Origin of the sequence: Nonomuraea sp. B1E8 (assembly GCF_039871515.1) — a bacterium.
Classification (GTDB): domain Bacteria; phylum Actinomycetota; class Actinomycetes; order Streptosporangiales; family Streptosporangiaceae; genus Nonomuraea.
Window position 1 is genome coordinate 1 of sequence record NZ_JBDPLS010000001.1, and the last position, 16,553, is coordinate 16,553.

General features: G+C 71.3%; 14 protein-coding genes. 4 read left to right on the forward strand and 10 right to left on the reverse strand.

Annotation, left to right across the window (positions count from 1 at the left end; all coding sequences use genetic code 11):
* Positions 1-154 precede the first annotated feature (154 nt).
* The 3 genes from ABGA98_RS00005 to ABGA98_RS00015 are packed head-to-tail and all read right to left on the reverse strand — an operon-like array spanning position 155 to position 4,976.
* Positions 155-1,369 carry an amidohydrolase family protein gene (locus tag ABGA98_RS00005; RefSeq protein WP_347616059.1) on the reverse strand — a complete coding sequence of 405 codons (1,215 nt, stop codon included), beginning with the start codon at positions 1,367-1,369 and terminating at the stop codon, positions 155-157.
* Positions 1,370-1,413: 44 nt separating this feature from the next.
* Positions 1,414-4,566, reverse strand: a complete 3,153-nt coding sequence (locus ABGA98_RS00010; protein WP_347616060.1) for a BTAD domain-containing putative transcriptional regulator — start codon at positions 4,564-4,566, stop codon at positions 1,414-1,416.
* A 47-nt stretch (positions 4,567-4,613) separates the two neighbouring features.
* Positions 4,614-4,976 carry a nucleotide pyrophosphohydrolase gene (locus ABGA98_RS00015; protein ID WP_347616061.1) on the reverse strand — a complete coding sequence of 121 codons (363 nt, stop codon included), beginning with the start codon at positions 4,974-4,976 and terminating at the stop codon, positions 4,614-4,616.
* Between the two features lie 77 nt (positions 4,977-5,053).
* On the opposite strand from ABGA98_RS00015, the gene ABGA98_RS00020 reads away from it, so the two are divergent.
* Positions 5,054-5,515: a hypothetical protein gene (locus tag ABGA98_RS00020; protein WP_347616062.1), complete on the forward strand. Its 462-nt coding sequence runs from the start codon at positions 5,054-5,056 to the stop codon at positions 5,513-5,515.
* Complete coding sequence (locus ABGA98_RS00025) at positions 5,515-5,853, forward strand: hypothetical protein (protein ID WP_347616063.1); 339 nt, start codon at positions 5,515-5,517, stop codon at positions 5,851-5,853. Before ABGA98_RS00020 ends, ABGA98_RS00025 begins: the two co-directional genes overlap by 1 nt.
* A 3-nt stretch (positions 5,854-5,856) precedes the next feature.
* On the opposite strand, the gene ABGA98_RS00030 is transcribed toward ABGA98_RS00025, so the two are convergent.
* From ABGA98_RS00030 to ABGA98_RS00045, 4 genes are read right to left on the reverse strand one after another with little or no spacing between them, the layout of a single operon-like run.
* Positions 5,857-7,227, reverse strand: a complete 1,371-nt coding sequence (locus ABGA98_RS00030) for a cellulase family glycosylhydrolase (RefSeq protein WP_347616064.1) — start codon at positions 7,225-7,227, stop codon at positions 5,857-5,859.
* 2 nt (positions 7,228-7,229) lie between these two features.
* Positions 7,230-8,072 (reverse strand): carbohydrate ABC transporter permease, encoded by an 843-nt coding sequence (locus tag ABGA98_RS00035; RefSeq protein WP_347616065.1) that lies wholly within the window; start codon positions 8,070-8,072, stop codon positions 7,230-7,232.
* Complete coding sequence (locus ABGA98_RS00040; protein ID WP_347616066.1) at positions 8,069-9,028, reverse strand: sugar ABC transporter permease; 960 nt, start codon at positions 9,026-9,028, stop codon at positions 8,069-8,071. Before ABGA98_RS00040 ends, ABGA98_RS00035 begins: the two co-directional genes overlap by 4 nt.
* Entirely contained in the window at positions 9,025-10,314 is a 1,290-nt protein-coding gene (locus ABGA98_RS00045; protein WP_347616067.1) for an extracellular solute-binding protein, read from the reverse strand. The genes ABGA98_RS00040 and ABGA98_RS00045 overlap by 4 nt, the downstream gene beginning before the upstream one ends.
* Before the next feature lie 142 nt (positions 10,315-10,456).
* Between ABGA98_RS00045 and ABGA98_RS00050 the strand changes: the two genes are divergently transcribed.
* On the forward strand, positions 10,457-11,467 hold the full coding sequence (locus ABGA98_RS00050) for a LacI family DNA-binding transcriptional regulator (RefSeq protein ID WP_347616068.1): 1,011 nt from the start codon (positions 10,457-10,459) through the stop codon (positions 11,465-11,467).
* Between the two features lie 11 nt (positions 11,468-11,478).
* Here the strand turns inward: ABGA98_RS00050 and ABGA98_RS00055 are convergent, their stop codons facing one another.
* The 3 genes from ABGA98_RS00055 to ABGA98_RS00065 form a co-directional block, all read right to left on the reverse strand.
* Positions 11,479-12,843 (reverse strand): HAMP domain-containing sensor histidine kinase, encoded by a 1,365-nt coding sequence (locus ABGA98_RS00055; protein WP_347616069.1) that lies wholly within the window; start codon positions 12,841-12,843, stop codon positions 11,479-11,481.
* A gap of 153 nt (positions 12,844-12,996) precedes the next feature.
* A complete protein-coding gene (locus ABGA98_RS00060) occupies positions 12,997-14,568 on the reverse strand; it encodes a DUF4434 domain-containing protein (RefSeq protein ID WP_347616070.1) in 1,572 nt (523 codons plus the stop codon).
* A gap of 153 nt (positions 14,569-14,721) precedes the next feature.
* Positions 14,722-15,861, reverse strand: a complete 1,140-nt coding sequence (locus ABGA98_RS00065) for an FAD-dependent oxidoreductase (protein WP_347616071.1) — start codon at positions 15,859-15,861, stop codon at positions 14,722-14,724.
* Positions 15,862-15,961: 100 nt separating this feature from the next.
* On the opposite strand from ABGA98_RS00065, the gene ABGA98_RS00070 reads away from it, so the two are divergent.
* Entirely contained in the window at positions 15,962-16,513 is a 552-nt protein-coding gene (locus ABGA98_RS00070; RefSeq protein ID WP_347616072.1) for a TetR family transcriptional regulator, read from the forward strand.
* The last annotated feature ends 40 nt before the right edge of the window (positions 16,514-16,553 follow it).

Consider the following 16,553-nt stretch of genomic DNA (forward strand, 5'->3'; position numbering starts at 1 on the left):
GCTCTTGACACCCCGCTCAGCCCGCCATGTCTCCACGACGAACCGGGGCCTGCTACCGGGCGCTCCGATGCTTACCCGGACGGGACTTTCACCCGCAGGCCTGGACCAGCTTCCAGGACGCAACATGGGAGGAGCCTAGCCGTCCGCGAGCACGTCAGCCCGCGGACGACGTCACCGTGTCCACGCCCGCCTGACCCACGGATCGGCCCGAGACCAGGACGAGGGCGAGGTTGCGCAGGTCGGACAGGCGGGTGAGCGGGTCGCCCGCGACCGCGATCAGGTCGGCCCGCTTGCCCGCCTCCAGGCTGCCGGCGACCTCCCCCACCCCGCAGGCGTCGGCGGCCCGCACGGTGGCCAGCTCGATGATCTCAGCGTTGCCGAACCCGGCCTCCGCGAACACCTCCAGGCTCGCGACGAATCCGTCCGTACGGTTGGCCACGCCGCCGGAGACAAACCCGGCGTCGGTCCCCGCGATGAGCCGCACGCCCGCCTCCCGCATGGCCACGATGCCGCTCAGCCAGTCGTCCAGCATCTCGGCGCCGAACACCTCGCGCGAGCGCCAGAACACGCCGTGCAGGGTCGGGCAGACGTACGTGCCGCCGGCCGCGACCAGGTCGGCGAGCTTAGAGTCGTAACGATGGCCCGAGGGGGTGAAGAACGAGCAGTGCTCGATCGTGGTGACCCCGGCTTCGAGCGCGCTGCGGATCGCCGCGTGGGCGTGGGCGTGCGCTGCGACGCCCCTGCCGCGCGCGCCGGCCTCCTCCACGACCGCTCTGAGCTGCTCGGTGGTGTATTGGGGCACCCAGCTCGGGGGCGCGCCCGGCGTCATCTGGCCGCCCGAGGCCATCACCTTGAGGCAGTCGGCGCCGGCCCGCAGGTTCTCCCTGGCCACGCGGCGGATGGCGACCTCGTCGTCGGCCTCGCCGCCCATGTACCAGCAGTGGCCGCCGGTGATCGTGATGGGCCTGGTGGCGGCCACGATGTGCGGGCCGACGGCCAGCCCCTCCTCGATCGCGTCCCGGAGCGCCAGGTCGAGGAAGTCGCGCCCGCCGAGGTCGCGGGCGGTGGTGACGCCGGCGGACACGAGCTTGCGCGCGTTCTCCGCCATCCGCAGCAGCAGATGCCGGTCGCTCTCGGCGCTCCGCCGCGTCACCGGGTCGACCGCGGCGTCGAACCCCAGGTGCACGTGCGCGTCGACCAGGCCGGGCAGCACCGTGTGGCCGGGCAGCTCGACGACCTCGCCGGCCTCGCCCGCGCTGCCGCGCGGCCCGACCGAGACGATCGTCGTCCCGTCGACGAGGACCTCTCCCTCGGCGATCACCTCTCCGGGACGTCCGGTGAGCACCCTGGCCGCGCGAATGATCCGCATGATCTCACCCTGTCATGGTCCTTCAGGCGCCGAGAAGGGGATCGTCAGCGCCGCATGCCACCGTGAAGCAGGTCGTGCACGTCGTCCAGCTTGTACGCCGCGCCCTCCGCGTACGCCGCCGCGAACCCCTCCTCCCCCAGCGCCTCGCGTGCCCTGGCCGTGACCCGGTCGATCTCGACCTGCTCCGGCGGCCCCGCGGGGGTCTGGTTGTGCTCCCTGGCCGCGGCCGCCAGCCCCAGCAGCAGGGCGGCCTCGCCGGGCGGCCCCGTCGCGGCGGCCGCGCCCTCGACGGCCCACACCATCGTCCTGGGGTCACCGATCTTCGCGGCGGCGGCCAGCGCCTCCAGCTGCAGGTCCAGGGCCGTGGCCGGGTCGCCGCGCCCTTCCGTGAGGAATCCCAGCTCGATCAGCGTGGACGGGACGTGCAGGGAGGGTTCGGTGTCCGGGTCGCGCGGCACGCCTTCGAGGAGGCGGAGCAGGTGTTCCTCGGCCAGGTCCGGGAGCCCGGCGCGGCGCGCGGCGAAGGCCAGGCCCATCCTGGCCATGGCCTCGCCCTCCTTGTAGCCCTGCTCGATGGCCAGTTTCATGGCGCGCTCGCAGATCTCGACGGCGCTGTCGTAGTCGCCGCTCGAGAACGCGGTCCAGCCCAGCCACGCCGTCTGCGTGGCGGCCTCCGCCCACAACCCGAGGTCCTCGGCCATCCGCAGGCCCTCGCCGAACAGCCGGTTCGCGCGCTCGGCGTCGTGGACCATCTCGGCCTGGGAGGCCAGCCACTCGGTGGCCCGCAGCAGCCCCCAGCGATCGCCCAGCTCGGTGAACAGGCGCGCGCTCTCCCCCGCGGTGCGTTCGAGCGCGTCCAGGTCGCGCTGGGTGAACGCGTCTCTGGCCTGCCGGGTCAGCGCGGCGGCGATGCCCCACCTGTCGCCGAGGGCCCGGAACGTGGCCAGCGCCCGGCTGGTCAGCTTCTGCCCGGTCGGCATGTCCCTGAGGTGCAGGCCGACGAACAGCTCGGCCCTGGCCCGCGCGCCCGGGTCGTCGATCGCCGCCAGCGCGGGCTCGTACGCGACCTGCTCGCCCAGCATGAGCGCGAACCCGGCGTGCCAGGCGGCGGCCCTGGCCCGGGCAGGGGACGGCCGCCCTTCGATCGCCAGCGCCTCCGCGAGCGACCGCCGGCCCTCGGCCAGCCTGCCGCGCAGGAACCAGTACCAGGCCAGCGCGTTGACCAGCCGGGCCGCGCGGTCGCCCTCCTCCTCCGCGATCGCCGTGTCCAGGGCCGCCCGCATGTTCGCGGCCTCGGCGTCGAGGCGCAGCAGCCAGTCGCGCTGCTCGGGCCCGTACAGCTCCGGCTCGGCCCGCTCGGCCAGCTCCAGGTAGTGGCGCAGGTGCGCGAGGCGTACGCGATCGAGCTCGGAGGCGTCGGCCAGCCGGGCCACGCAGTATTCGGACACCGACTCCAGCAGCCGGTACCTGACGCCGGCAGGAGCGTCGGCGACGACGACGAGCGATCGGTCGACGAGGCGGGCCAGCAGGTCGAGCACGTCGAGGCCGCTCTCGGCGCAGACCGCCTCCGCGGACTCCATCGTGCAGCCGTCGGCGTGCACGGCCAGGCGGCGCAGGACGCGGCGTTCGCCGTCGGACAGCAGGTCCCAGCTCCAGTCGATCACCGCGGTGAGCGTCTGCTGCCTGGCGGGGGCGCCGCGCTGCCCTGAGGCCAGCAGCCGGAACCTGTCGTCGAGCCGGGCCACCACGCCGTGCACGCCGAGCGCCCGCACCCGGGTCGCGGCCAGTTCGAGGGCCAGCGGGATGCCGTCGAGCCGCCGGCACAGCTGGGCGACGGCCTGCGTGTTGCCCGCGTCGAGCCGGAAGCCGCGGGCGGAGGCGGCGGCCCTGGACACGAACAGCCTGACGGCGTCGGAGCGGGCCATGGTCGGAAGGTCCGCGCCGGCGGGCACGTCCAGCGGCGGCACGCTCCACAACACCTCGCCCGCCACCGCCAGCGGCTCCCTGCTGGTGGCCAGGACGCGCAGGTCGGGGCAGGCCCGCAGGAGCCGCTCGGCCAGCTCGGCGACCTGCTCGACCACGTGCTCGCAGTTGTCCAGGACGAGCAGCATCCGCCGGGGCCTGAGCGCGGCGGTCAGCTGCCCCGGGGGGTCGCCGCCGGCGTCCTCCCTGATGTCCAGGGCCGCCATGACGGCCTCGGCGGGCGAGCGGGACGCCTGGTCGAGCGCGACCAGCCACGCTCCGTCGGCGAAGTCGTCCACGAGCCGGTTCGCGACCTCCATCGCCAGCCGGGTCTTGCCGACCCCGCCGCTGCCGGTGAGCGTCACCAGCCGCTCGTCGCCTGCGAGCGCGCACACCTCGGCCAGGGCCTGCTCCCGGCCGATCAGCTTGCCGACGGGGGCGGGCAGGTTGGTCACGGGGCGCGCGGCGGGCACGTTGAGCTGGGGGTCCTGCCCGAGGATCGCCTGGTGGAGCGCCACCAGCTCGGGGCCGGGGTCGAGGCCGAGCTCGCCGGCCAGCCGCTCGCGCAGCTCGCCGTAACCGGCCAGCGCCTCGCTCTGCCGCCCGGCCCGGTAGAGAGCCCGCATGTGCACGGCCCTCAGCCGCTCCCTGAGCGGATGCCTGGCCACCAGGTCGCCCAGCTCGCCGACGAGCAGCCCGTGCTCGCCCAGCTCCAGCCGGGCCTCGGCGTGCTGCTCCAGCGCCGACAGATGCTGCTCCTCCAACCGGAGCACGGCCGTCCTCGTGTACTCCTCGTCGGCGAAGTCGGCGTACGCGGGACCCCGCCACAACGCCAGCGCGTCGGCCAGCAACCGCGCCCTGGCCCGCGCGCTGCCCGCCGCCTCGGCCTGGGCCACCAGCTCGGCGAAGCGGACGGCGTCCACGGCCCTGTCACCAGGGCTGTCATCGGGTCGCAGCAGGTAGCCGGGGGCGCGGGAGACGATCAGGTTCTTGCCGCCGGGCTCGGCGTCCTCCAGCGCCTTGCGCAGCTGGGACACGCGAACCTGCAGGGCGCCCGCCGGGTTGGCCGGCGTCTCCTCCCCCCAGAGGTCGTCGACCAGCCGGTCCACGGACACCGGATGGCCCTCGTGGACGAGCAGGTCCACGAGGAGCGCCCGGACTTTGCGGCCGGGAATCGTGACGGTCTCGCCGGCGTCCGTCCACACGGCCAGCGGCCCCAACACCCCGAATCGCATGCTCGTCACCATATGTTGGGGCAGGTGACCGCGAGAAGAAGCCCTTCTCAGGTGGTGCCAGGGGACGGTGGCGCCTTCCTGGCCGAACCGCGATAGACGTCGGGGTCGTAGCGGCGGTCGTTGTGGTCGAGCTTGGCCCTGGCCGCCTCCACCAGGTCGACGCCCAGGACGTCCGCCAGGCGCACCAGGTAGAGGGTCACGTCGCCGAGCTCGGTGCGCATCCTCGCGAGCGCCTCGTCGCCGGGGCTCCTGGACTCCTCGGCGGTGAGCCACTGGAACTCCGCCACCAGCTCCCCCACCTCGCCCGCGAGCGCCATCGCCAGGTTCTTCGGCGTGTGGAACTGCTCCCACTCCCTGACCTTCGCGAACTCCCGCAACCGTACGGCGAGGTCCTCCAGCTCCGTCGTCACGGAACAGGACCCTACCGACCTCCGAAGCTCCACCATGCGGCTCCGACATCTGAACTAGTTCAGATATATTGGCCATCATGGCGACGAAGAGCTTTCCGTACAGCACGTTTCTCCGGGGTCCCTCAGAGGTGCTCCCGACGCTGGACAACGCCGACGTCATCCTCGAACGGCGCGATGACGAGAACATCGTTCTCATGCGCGCGGAGCGCTTCGAAGCGGGGGCGGCCAGCCTGCGCATCGCCGCCCGGGCGCTGACCATAGTGGCTCGGCGTAATGGCAGCCTCGCCGAGGAGGTCCTCACCGAGGAGCTTCCCTGGGTCACGTGGCTCCCCGAGGGCGAACGTCATGAGTGCGTGCGTGAGTTGCTCGACCAGCTGATCGCAGGGGCGGATACCGGAGAGCTGCTGCCGTTCGCACGCTCGCTGACCTCGTGGCGCTCCACCGCCGTGATCTGGAGCGACCCGGAGCTCGCCCGCGAGCTGCAGGGGCCCTTCCCCGGCGACGGCCCGGAGGTAGCCCGACCGAAGGGGGGCGGCTGATGGCAGGCCGAGGCGACGATGTCCCTCGGCCCAACCCGTGGCGCGTCCGATTCGCCGACCGGCGCGCCGCCGAAGGATGGCGGCACCTGCTCGCCCACGCGCCGGAAAATCTCGATCGCGCATGGGTGGCGCTCACGGGGAACCCACGGCACGTGGATTGCCGCCAGCATCGGCTGAAGGGCGCGCTCGGCGTCGTCAAGGTGGGTGGCGCATCGCTGGAGCAGTGGCAGTACGAAGCCACGTCCGGCGGTCGTTTGTGGTACGCCATCGACGACGAGGAGCGCACCCTGTGGAGCACCTGTGCGGGCACCGGGCATCCACGGCGGACCGGCCGATGAAGGTCAGCGGGGTTCGAGGTTGTCGGAGAGCAGGTCGAGCAGGGGCCGGCGGCGTACGCAGCGGTCGAGGTGGAAGGAGTCGGCCAGGGCGGTCAGTTCCCCGTCGTCGAGCCCGCGGAAGAGCTCCGCGTACTCCGGCAGCAGCGCCTGGGCCATGAGAATGTGCCGGATGAGGTCGTCGGTCTGGTAGCGGGCGCCCCACGGATAGGGCTCCCAGCCGGGGAACTCCGTCTCGATCAGCGCGTGCAGCGGGGCCAGGACGTCGGCGGACTCCTCCATGGTGGAGCCCCAGCGGTCCACCCCGAGCCGCCGCTTCTTGGCGATGAAGTCGCCGAACCTGTCGAGGTACGGCCCCGCGGCGTGCACCAGGCCCTGGAGTCCCACGTCCTTGTAGGTCCACAACGACCAGCCCGCGCCGTGGCCGTCGTAGATCTCCAGCTGGTCGCGGAGGATCTGGTAGCGCTGCGCGTCCACGCCGGGGTCGCCGGTGTAGACGGGGCCGAACTCGCCCACCCACAGGGGTGTGCCGGTCTCGCGCTGGAAGCGGGAGCGTCTGGCGAAGGTGCGTTCCAGCTCGTCGCGGTCGCACCACTCGCCTCGGGTGTAGCCGGGGTACGGCCCGCCGTGGGCGAAGCCGGCGAGCGCGTAGTCGTGCAGGACGAAGACCGTGTTTTCGTACATTTCCCGAAATATGGAGAAGTCGGTGGCGTACGTGTTCCCGTCCAGGAACAGGATGTGCCCCGGGTCCGCGGCGCGCACGGCCTTGACCAGCCGATCGTAGAAGGGCCCGATCACCTTGCCGGTGAGGTCGCCCGGCTCGTTGACCGGGTTGTAGCCGGCCACCCAGGGATGGTCGCGGTAGTGGTCGGCGATGACCTCCCACAGGTGCACCACCCGGTCCTGGAAGTGGCGGTGCTGCCAGAATCCGGCCACGTGCGTGGGATTGTCAGAGTGCCAGTGCTGGTTCTGGGAGCCGGGCAGGGCGTGCAGGTCGATGACGCTGTAGACGCCGCGCTCGCCGAGCAGCCCGACCACCCGGTCGAGGTGGCGGAAGCCCTGCGGGTCGATCTCGAAGGGCCGGTCGTCGGACTCCCAGTGACGGTAGTTGACCGGGATGCGCACGCAGTTCATCCCCAGCCCGGCCAGCAGGTCGGCGTCCCGCTCGGTGAAGAACGACGCGAGCAGCCGGTCGAAGAAGAGCTCCGCCCGCTCCTCGCCCAGCACCGAGCGCACGGCCCGCCGCATTGAGCTCTCGTTGGCCGGATAGCCGGTGATGAAGTTCTCCATGTTCATCCAGCCCCCGAGGCCCACCCCGCGTAGTCGTACCGGTGCGTGGTCGTCCGCGACGAGCTGGGTTCCGGACACGTGAAGCATGTTCACCCTTTCGTAGCACCAGCGGTGAGACCACCGACGAGGTGGCGTTCTGCGACGGCGTAGAACCCGAGCGCCGGCACCATGGCCAGGACGAGGTAGGCGAGGATGCGGGCGGTGTCGGAGGCGTACTGGCCCTGGAACTGCTGGATGCCGAGCGGCAGCGTCCAGCTCGCCTCTTCGCTGAAGACCACGAGCGGCAGCATGAAGTTGTTCCAGCTGCCCACGATGGCGAGGACGGAGACGGTGGCGATGGCGGGCCTGGCCATCGGCAGCAGGATGCGCCAGAAGAAGCCGAACGGGGAGCAGCCGTCGATGGTGGCCGCCTCTTCGAGCTCGCCGGGGATGCCGCGGAAGAAGCCCCGCAGGATGATGATCGTCAGCGGCAGCCCGAAGGCGGCCTGGGTGAGGATCACGCCCATCGGGTCGTCGAGCAGTCCGAGCGTGCGCAGCAGTACGAAGATCGGCAGGATGGCCACCGCGAACGGGAACATCAGGCCGGCCGTGAAGAGTGTGAAGTACAACTCCCTGCCGCGGAAGGCGAACCGGGCGAAGACGAACGCCGCCAGCGCCGACAGCGCGACCGTCACCACGGTCGTGGCGACGGCGATGAACGTGCTGTTCCACATCTGCAACCAGAACGAGCCGGAGGCCAGCACCTCGGTGTAGTTGCCGGTCGCCCAGGTCCTGGGCAGGCCGAAGGGGTTCGAGGACAGCTCGCTGTTCTGCTTGAACCCTCCGAGCAGCGCGTAGACGACCGGGATCAGGATGAACGCGCCGACGATCCACGCGATCAGGTGGAGCGGCAGGGTGGTGCGGCGCACACGGGTCGCCTTGCCGTGGTTCATCGGCGGCCTCCCATGGAAGTGGACGCGCCCTCAAGGTCTCGGCGCATCACGAAACGCTGGTAGACGAGGGCGAAGACGAGGCTGAGCACGAACATCACGACGCTGATCGCGCTGGCGTAGCCGACCTGGGTGCGTTTGAAGCCCCACTCCATCATCGTGACGGCCATCGTCTCGGAGGAGTGCGACGGCCCGCCCCCGGTGAGGATCCACACGAGGTCGAACAGCTGGATCGTGTAGATGACGGACAGGAAGATGCTGATCCGGATGGTCGGGCCGAGCAGCGGCAGCGTGACGTGCCTGAACGTCTTCCAGCCCGTGGCGCCGTCGATCTGCGCCGCCTCGATGAGCTCGTTGGGGATGTTCTGCCGGCCCGCCAGATAGATCATCATGTGGAAGCCGAAGTATTTCCACGTCATGACCAGGAAGAGCGACGGCATCACCGTGTCGGGGTCGGCCAGCCACTCCGACTCGACCCCGAACACCGACAGCAGCTGGTTGGCCATGCCCGCGTCCGGCGCCAGGATCAGCGAGAACAGCACGCCCGTGATCACCTCGGAGAGCACGTACGGCGCGAAGAACACGACCCGGTAGAGCGCCCGCCCGCGGATGCGCTGGTTCAGCAGCATCGCGAGGGCCAGCGAGAACGGCAGTTGCACGCAGATCGAGAACACGACCAGCACCAGCAGGTGCCACAGGTCCTGGGCGAAGATCTCGCTGCTGAACAGCCGGGTGAAGTTGTCGAAGCCGATGAAGTCGGTCGGCAGCCCGCCGAAGCCGTTCCACTTGAACGCGCTGGAGTAGACGGCCACCAGCATGGGGGCCACGACGAGGAGGAGGAAAAGGACGAGCGCCGGCAGCAGGAACAGGGTGATGGTCACCCAGCGTCCGCGCTGCCTGGCGGCAGGGGCCGGGGCCGGAAGCCTGGCCGCCTCCGGCCCTCTGGTGAGTGTCGTCATTCTTCGCTCTTGGCCACTTCCGTGATGTCCTGGGCGACCTCTTCCGGCGTCTTCGTGCCGCCGATGAGCTCGGCCACGCTGTCGTTGACCTGCTGGCCGACGGCCGGCGGATAGGCCTGGTCGAGGTAGAGCTGGTAGCCGGTGGTCTCGGCGAGCAGGGTCGCCACCTGCTTGAGGTTGGCGTCCTTGACCGCGCTCTCCTCGCCCTTGAGCACGGGCAGCACGCCGCCCGCCTCGACGGCCTTCGAGTGGTTCTCCATCTCGGTCATGTACTTGACGAAGTCGACGGCCTCCTTGGGCGCGTCGGCGCCCACGGCCAGGCCTCCGCCGCCGCCGAAGGCGTCGCCGATCGAGCCCTTGCCCCCTTCGACGGCGGGGAAGGGGAAGAAGCCGAGGTCGTCGCCGAGGCCCTCGCCCGCGTCCTCCTGCGTGACCGGCGCCCACTGGCCCATCAGTTCCATGGCCGCCTTGCCGTTGCCCATCGTGGCCGCCTGGCCGTCAGGGGTGCCGTAGCCGGCGCCCAGGAAGCCCTTCTGGAACGGCTGCAGGTCGGCCAGCGCCTTGACCTGCTGCCCCGCGGCCACGAAGTCCGGTTTGGTGAAGTCGTGGTCGGTGGCCGCCTGCTTGAGCGCGTCGAGGCCGGCGATGCGCATGGCGAGGTAGGCCCAGTAGTAGTGGCCCGGCCACTTCTCCTTGCCGGCCAGGGCGATCGGGGTGATGCCCGCGGCCTTGAGCTTCTTGACGTCTTCGAGGAACGCCGACCAGGTGGCGGGAGGTTCGCTGATGCCCGCCTTCTCGAAAAGTTTCTTGTTGTACCAGAAACCCACCAGCCCGATGTCGGTCGGCAGCCCGTACGTCTTGCCGTCGAACTGGTACGCGCTCAGCGCGGCGGGCGTGAAGTTCGGCAGGACGTCGGCGACGTCGCCGGAGAGGTCCTTGACCAGTCCCGCGTCGATCTGCTGCTGGAGCACGCCGCCGCCCCACGTCGCGAAGATGTCGGGCGCCTTGCCCGACTGCGTCACCGTGGTGAGCTTGGCCTTGTAGGCGTCGTTCTCCAGGACGGTGGCCTTGATGGTGACGTTCGGGTTCTTGGCCATGAACTCCTCGGCGCGCTGCGCCCAGAGCGTCTTGAGCGGGTCGGCGGTCGACAGGTGCCACCACTCGAGCGTGACCTTGCCGGGCGAGCCGCCCTCGCCCTGGGGCGACGCGGACTCTCCGCCGCCGCAGCCGGTCACGAGCCCGGCGATCAGCACGGGAGCCGCGATCAGCACCACACTGCGTCGCATAGGGGTCCCTTCCTCAGGAAAAGAAAATTTCGCCAAACCCCCGATAATTTCTATCCTCGGAGCGTAAGTAAATAGGAGGTAAAGCGTCAACACCTGGGGGCCGAGCGATGGCAAACCGAAACTTTCGGATACACTCCCGAACGTGTCAGCGAAGAGGCGGGTGACGATCGCACTGATCGCGGAGGAGGCAGGAGTCTCCATCCCGACGGTCTCGAAGGTCATCAACGGACGTCCAGAAGTCGCTCCCGCGACCCGCCACCGGGTCGAGCGGCTGTTGCAGGAGCACGGCTACCAACGGCGCATCAGCCAGGACGACACGCCGGCCGGCCTGGTCGACCTGGTGTTCGCCGAAATCGAGTCGCCGTGGGCCATGGAGATCGTGCGGGGCGCGGAAGGCGCTGCCCACGAGGCGGGGGCCAGCGTGGTCATCTCCGTCCTGCACACGCACGCCGGCCCGGGACGCGACTGGCTCGAACGCCTGGCCGCGCGCAGGACCGACGGTGTGGTGATCGTCGCCTCGCAGCTGTCGACCGGCATCCAGGCCCAGCTCAGCGCCCGTTCGCTGCCGTTCGCGGTGGTCGACCCCGAGGGCGAGCCCGCCCCCGGCGTGGTCTCGGTGGGCGCCACCAACTGGAACGGCGGCCTGGCCGCGACCCGCCACCTGCTGGAGCTGGGCCACCGCAGGATCGGCATGATCAGCGGCCTGTCCGACATGCTCTGCAGCCAGGCCAGGATCGACGGCTATCGTGCCGCGCTGGAGACGGCCGGGCTGCCCGTGGCGCCCGAGCTGATCAGGCGTGGCACGTTCCTGGTCGACTCCGGTCACGACCAGGCCCACGCCCTGCTCGACCTCGACGACCCGCCCACGGCCATCTTCGCGCACAGCGACCTGATGGCGTTCGGCGTCTTCGAGGCGGCCAGGCAGCGCGGGCTGCGCGTCCCCGAGGATCTGAGCGTGGTGGGCTTCGACGACCTGCCGCTGGCCAAGTCGGCCTGGCCGCCGCTGACGACGGTGCGGCAGCCGCTGCAGGAGATGGCGGCCCTGGCCACCCGTACGGTGCTGGCCATGGGCCACGGTGACGTGCCGGAGACGAAGCGGGTGGAGCTGGCCACGGAGCTGATCGTCCGGGAGAGCACGGCCGCGTACGGGTGAACCGTCGGGGCTCACGCGCCCCTGAGCGGCATCCTGAAGACGAACCGGGCGCCGCGTTCGGAGTCCTCGACGGTCAGCGTGCCGCCGTGGGCCGTGGCGATCTCGCGGGCGATGGGCAGGCCGAGCCCGCTGCCACCGGCGTCGCGGTTGCGCGCGGCGTCCAGGCGGGCGAACCGTTCGAAGATGACCTCGCGCTGGTCGGGCGCGATGCCCTCGCCGTCGTCGAGGACCTCCAGCACGGCCTGCCCGTCCTCCTCCCGCACCGTCACGGTGATCCGGCTCTCGGCGTGCCGGTCGGCGTTGTCCATGAGGTTCGTCAGCAGGCGGCCCAGTTGCAGCCGGTCACCCGTGACGACCACGTCCCGCCGCACGTCGGTGACGACCCGCTTCGAACGCCGCCGCGCGACCTCGGCGGCGACCGACTCGGCCAGGTCCACGGGCCCACGGCGGCTCGGGGCGCCCGCGTCCAGCCTGGTCAGCACGAGCAGGTCGGAGACGATCCCCTGCAACCGGTCCAGGCTGGCGAGCACCTCGTCGCTCGTCTCCATCCAGTCGGTCTCCTCAGGGTAGAGCCGGGCCTCCTCGATCTGGGCGCGCATGGCGGTGATCGGGCTGCGCAGGTCGTGCGAGGCGTCGGCGGCGAACCGGCGCTGCCGTTCCATCGCGAGCTCCTTCTCCCGCATCGCCGTCTCCAGCCGCTCCAGGGTGCGGTTGGCGGTCTCGGCCAGGGCCGCGATCTCGTCGTCGCTCTGCGGCACGGGCACGCGCATCCCGCCGTCGAACGCGGTGATCTCGGCCAGGCGCTTCGTGATGGCGCTGACGGGGGCGAGCGTCCTGGTCGTGGCGCGCCACACCGCGAACCAGGTCAGCGCGACCAGCGCCGCCGCGAGGGCGACCTGCGAGAGGATCACCTGGGGTCCGACGTACCAGGGCATCGCCGGCTCGAAGGCGTAGATGATCCACTCGCCGTCCGGCTGGTACGCGGTCACGGCGACCACGAGCTTGCACTGGCCGGGGAATCCGCTCAGCCCGCAGAGCTCAGCGACGGCGTTGGCCTGGCCGTTCCAGGGGATCGCCGTCGTCTGCCTGGGCAGCCCGACCAGGTTGGGCGTCGAGGTGACCGGGCGCCCCGACGGGTCGATGACCTGGACGCCGTCGAGCCCGGAGTTCTCCAGCACCTGGGGCAGACGCTTCTCCTTGATTTTGAGCAGCACGGACACGGCCCTGCCCGACATCTCCTGCGCCTGGATGTCGGCGAGCTCGTCGCGGATGCCGTGCAGCACGAATGCGCTGACAACAATGATCAGCAGCAACATCGCGCTGCCGGCGAACATCGCCAGCCGCACCCGCAGCGACCGGCCCACCCGTGCCCTCACGCGCCTTCCCCCGGCCATCAGAACATCACAGGCCTCACCTTCACCGCCAATCCAGGGAGATTCCTCGACAAAAGCTCATGGGCCCCGCCGCCTGCGACGAGCCCTCCCCGCCGTCGACCCCGACCGGGACGAAGGCGGCGGCCAGGCGCTCGCCTAGCGGATCACGTACGGGCTCGTGCTGGTGCGGCCGGCGCCGTTCGTGGCCGTGACGGAGGTCCAGGGGCCCGGAGGAACGTACGGTGCCCAGGCCGACTCGAACCGGCCGCCGGAGTGCCACTCCTGCAGGACCACCGCGCCCTGCGGGTCGAAGCGCAGCGAGCCGCCCCGCAGGTTGTGGCCCTGGACCAGGATGCCGGCCCGCCCGTTCCTGTCCTGCCTGACGGCGTTGACGATGATGGGCTGCTGCCAGCCGCTCGCGATGTCGTCGGCCAGCGAGGGCGTGTCGTGGCGGGCCTGGCAGGTGAAGAACGGATCCCACCCGTACGAGATGATCTTCGCGGCGTGCGGGCCCGAGGCCATGATCTGCTGGTCGAGCCGGCTCTTCGTGGTCCGCCCGCGCAGCGGCAGCGGATCGACCCGCCCGCACTCGCCGGCGGCCGGGGTGGGTTCGAAGCCTTCGACGTTCACCCACAGCTCCACCCCGTCGGGCACCTTGCCGGCGGCCGCCTCGACGTATTCGCGCGTGGCCCCGTAGTAGGCCTGGGCGTTGCTGACCTCGCCCACCACGGGCACCAGCCGCGGCACGACCGTGGCGCCGGCCTCGTGCGGGCCGTGGACCGGCACCTTGCCCGTGCCGCGCCCGTCCTGGACGGCGATGGCCATGGGCGCGCCGGCCCGCGTCGCCGCGATGTCCTCCATGCCGTCGCCCGCCTGCTCGGGCGGGAACCCGCGCCCGCGGCGGGCGTCGATGTACGGGCTGACCAGGATCGGCTTGCCCGGCAGGGCGCCGGCGACGACGGCGTGCTGGGCGGTGTAGAGCTCGATGATCGGGTCCTTCGGCGCGCGGTCCCGCATGGCCAGCTCGAACGACTGGTAGACCCCGCCGAAGGCGCCGGACGCCCCGAAACGCGCCCGGTAGTCGGCCAGCACCCGAGCGGTGAAGGCGTTCAGCGCGCCGGTGTGGTCGTGGTCGGGCTCCCACGGCTTGTCCTCCCGCTGCGCGGCCGCGGGCAGCCCGGGGAAGACCTTCATCCCGTACGCCGCCGCCTCGGCCATCAGGTTGCCCAGCCCGTCGCCGTCCGTGGCGACGAGCACGAGGTCGTGCACGCGTTCGCGGCAGTCATCGGCCAGCGACAGCCGGTAGAAGACGCGGCCCCCGCTCTCGATCCGCCGCTCGAGCCCGGGGCAGCGCAGCACGCCCTTCCCGAACTCCTCGCTGGTCGTGTACGTGTAGACCCGCCGGATCCGCTTGCCCGGCACCTGCGCGCACGGGAGGCCGTCGACGCGGCAGGCGGCGAACTCGGGGTCCTCGCGGGCGTTGAAGCGCGGGCCGAACGTGATGAGCGTGTCGCCGCCGATGGTGTGGATCGCCTCCACCATGCGCTGGGTGACGCAGCGGTCAGCCCGCGGGATGACCCAGTAGCCGGTGATCGCGTAGGGGGCGGCGACCCGGGTGTCGCGCGGCGGGCACTCCTCGGGCTCGGAGGAGCCGGGCACGAACGCGCCCACGACGAGAGCGACCGCGACGATCAACCAGAGGATCCGGTGCACCCACGCCCCTTCCACGCCCGCACCCCAGCCTACGCACCGGAGCCGGATCCGGTGCGTGCCCGCGGGCGACTGATCGCGGACTGAGCTCGCCGCTCGCCTCGGCCACGACGGGCGCGGCGGTGCGGGTGGACGGCGGCTACGTGGACTCCATCCTTCCTTGGAAGGTGCTCAGCGCCGGTCCAGGCCGGACAGCTGCCAGGCCAGCCGGCGCCGTACGGCGGGCAGCCGGCCCGCCAGCCGCAGCACGAGGTTGCGCAGCGGCCGCCTGGCGGCGCTCATGGTGGCCAGCGTCGTCAGGCGGCTCGCCAGCCCCACCACCTTCTCGGCGACGGAGCGGCGGGCCGCGGCGTAGCCGTCGAGCAGGTCGGGCGAGCCGCCTCCGAGGACTTCCGACAGCGTCTCGCCCAGCAGGACGGCGTCCTCGATGCCGAGGTTCATGCCCTGCCCGCCGGCCGGCGAGTGCACGTGCGCCGCGTCGCCGGCCAGCAGCACCCGCCCCTTCCTGTACGTCTCCGCGATGCGGTGGTGCACGCGGAAGCGGGATCCCCACACCACCTCCTCCACCACGGCGGGCACGGCCTCGGGCCCGCGCGTGGCGAGCAGCCGCTGCACGAACTCCACGCCGGGCTCGTGCGGGGCCTCGTCGACGGTGGCCACGATCCGGTGCAGCCCGTCGGGCAGCGGCGCGACCACCACGAGGCCTTCTGGCGAGAAGTAGAGGATGACGTCGTCGGGCGGCACGCCGCCGCTCAGCCGCACGTCGGCGAGGGTGAACGACTCGGCGTAGGTGCCGCCGCCGAAGGCGATGCCCGACTGCTCGCGTACGAGGCTGTGCATGCCGTCGGCGCCCACCAGGTAGGCGGCCCGCACCGAGCGCCCGTCGTCGAGCTCGGCGGTGACGCCGCCGGCGTCCTGCGCGAACGCGGTCACCCGCAGGGGCCGCAGCACCTCGCCGCCCAGCTCCTTCAGCCGGGCCAGCAGGTACGCCTCCGTGTCCGCCTGGGAGATCATCAGCGTGTACGGGTAGCGCGTGGGCAGCCCGTCGAAGGGCACCGGCACCAGCAGCCGGTCGCGGTCGCGGATGGTGAAGCGGGGCGTGTGCACCCCGCGCTCGACGAGTGCCTGCGTGACGCCGTACGGCTCCAGCAGCTCCAGGGTGCGGGAGTGCACGACGGCGGCCCTGGACGTGTTGGCGCCCTCGGCCTGCCCGTCGACGACGACCACGTCGTGGCCGAGCCGGGTCAGGACGACGGCGGTGGCCAGCCCCACCGGGCCGGCGCCGACGACGAGCACGTCTGTGTTGATCATTTCTCCTCCTCAGAAGAGCCAACGTTCGTAGGCCAACAACTGTTGACGTTAGATCCGAGCGGCCTGGAATGTCAACAGTTGTTGGCCTACAGTTGTTGGCATGAAGAGATCCTCCAGCGAGACGAAGGCGATCATCCTGGCCGCGGCCCGCGAGCGGTTCGCCGCCGGCGGCTACGACCGGGCCACGATCAGGGCCATCGCCGCCGACGCGGGCGTCGACCCGGGCCAGGTCATGCGCTGCTTCGGCAGCAAGGACCGGTTGTTCGCGGCGGCGTGCGCCGTCCACCTGAACCTGCCCGACCTGCTCGGCACGCCGCCCGGCGAGGTCGCCGCCGCGCTCGTGCGCCACTTCCTGGAGCGCTGGGAGTCCGACGAGACCCTGCAGATCCTGCTGCGCACGGGCGTCACGAACGCGGCGGCGGCCGAGCGCATGCGCACGGTCTTCGTCGCACAGCTCGTTCCCGTCGCCGCCGCTCTGACCGGGGATCCGGAGGGCGCTCCGGTCCGGGCCGGACTCGTCTCGGCGCAAATACTCGGAATGGCCCTATGCCGTTATGTTCTGGCCATCCCTCCCATGGTCGCGCTGACCAGGGAAGAAGTCGTCGAGGCGATAGGCCCTGCCGTTCACCGCTATCTCGGCATCGAATCCTGAACGCACAACAGCCCCGCCATTAACTGTGTTAGCAACTGCC

Excerpts from the sequence above, each read along its gene's own strand:
- ABGA98_RS00010 (WP_347616060.1), bottom strand. The coding sequence starts at position 4,566 with ATGCGATTCGGGGTGTTGGGGCCGCTGGCCGTGTGGACGGACGCCGGC.
- ABGA98_RS00035 (WP_347616065.1), bottom strand. The coding sequence starts at position 8,072 with ATGAACCACGGCAAGGCGACCCGTGTGCGCCGCACCACCCTGCCGCTC.
- ABGA98_RS00040 (WP_347616066.1), bottom strand. The coding sequence starts at position 9,028 with ATGACGACACTCACCAGAGGGCCGGAGGCGGCCAGGCTTCCGGCCCCG.
- ABGA98_RS00030 (WP_347616064.1), bottom strand. The coding sequence starts at position 7,227 with ATGCTTCACGTGTCCGGAACCCAGCTCGTCGCGGACGACCACGCACCG.
- ABGA98_RS00005 (WP_347616059.1), bottom strand. The coding sequence starts at position 1,369 with ATGCGGATCATTCGCGCGGCCAGGGTGCTCACCGGACGTCCCGGAGAG.
- ABGA98_RS00065 (WP_347616071.1), bottom strand. The coding sequence starts at position 15,861 with ATGATCAACACAGACGTGCTCGTCGTCGGCGCCGGCCCGGTGGGGCTG.
- ABGA98_RS00045 (WP_347616067.1), bottom strand. The coding sequence starts at position 10,314 with ATGCGACGCAGTGTGGTGCTGATCGCGGCTCCCGTGCTGATCGCCGGG.
- ABGA98_RS00070 (WP_347616072.1), top strand. The coding sequence starts at position 15,962 with ATGAAGAGATCCTCCAGCGAGACGAAGGCGATCATCCTGGCCGCGGCC.
- ABGA98_RS00020 (WP_347616062.1), top strand. The coding sequence starts at position 5,054 with ATGGCGACGAAGAGCTTTCCGTACAGCACGTTTCTCCGGGGTCCCTCA.
- ABGA98_RS00025 (WP_347616063.1), top strand. The coding sequence starts at position 5,515 with ATGGCAGGCCGAGGCGACGATGTCCCTCGGCCCAACCCGTGGCGCGTC.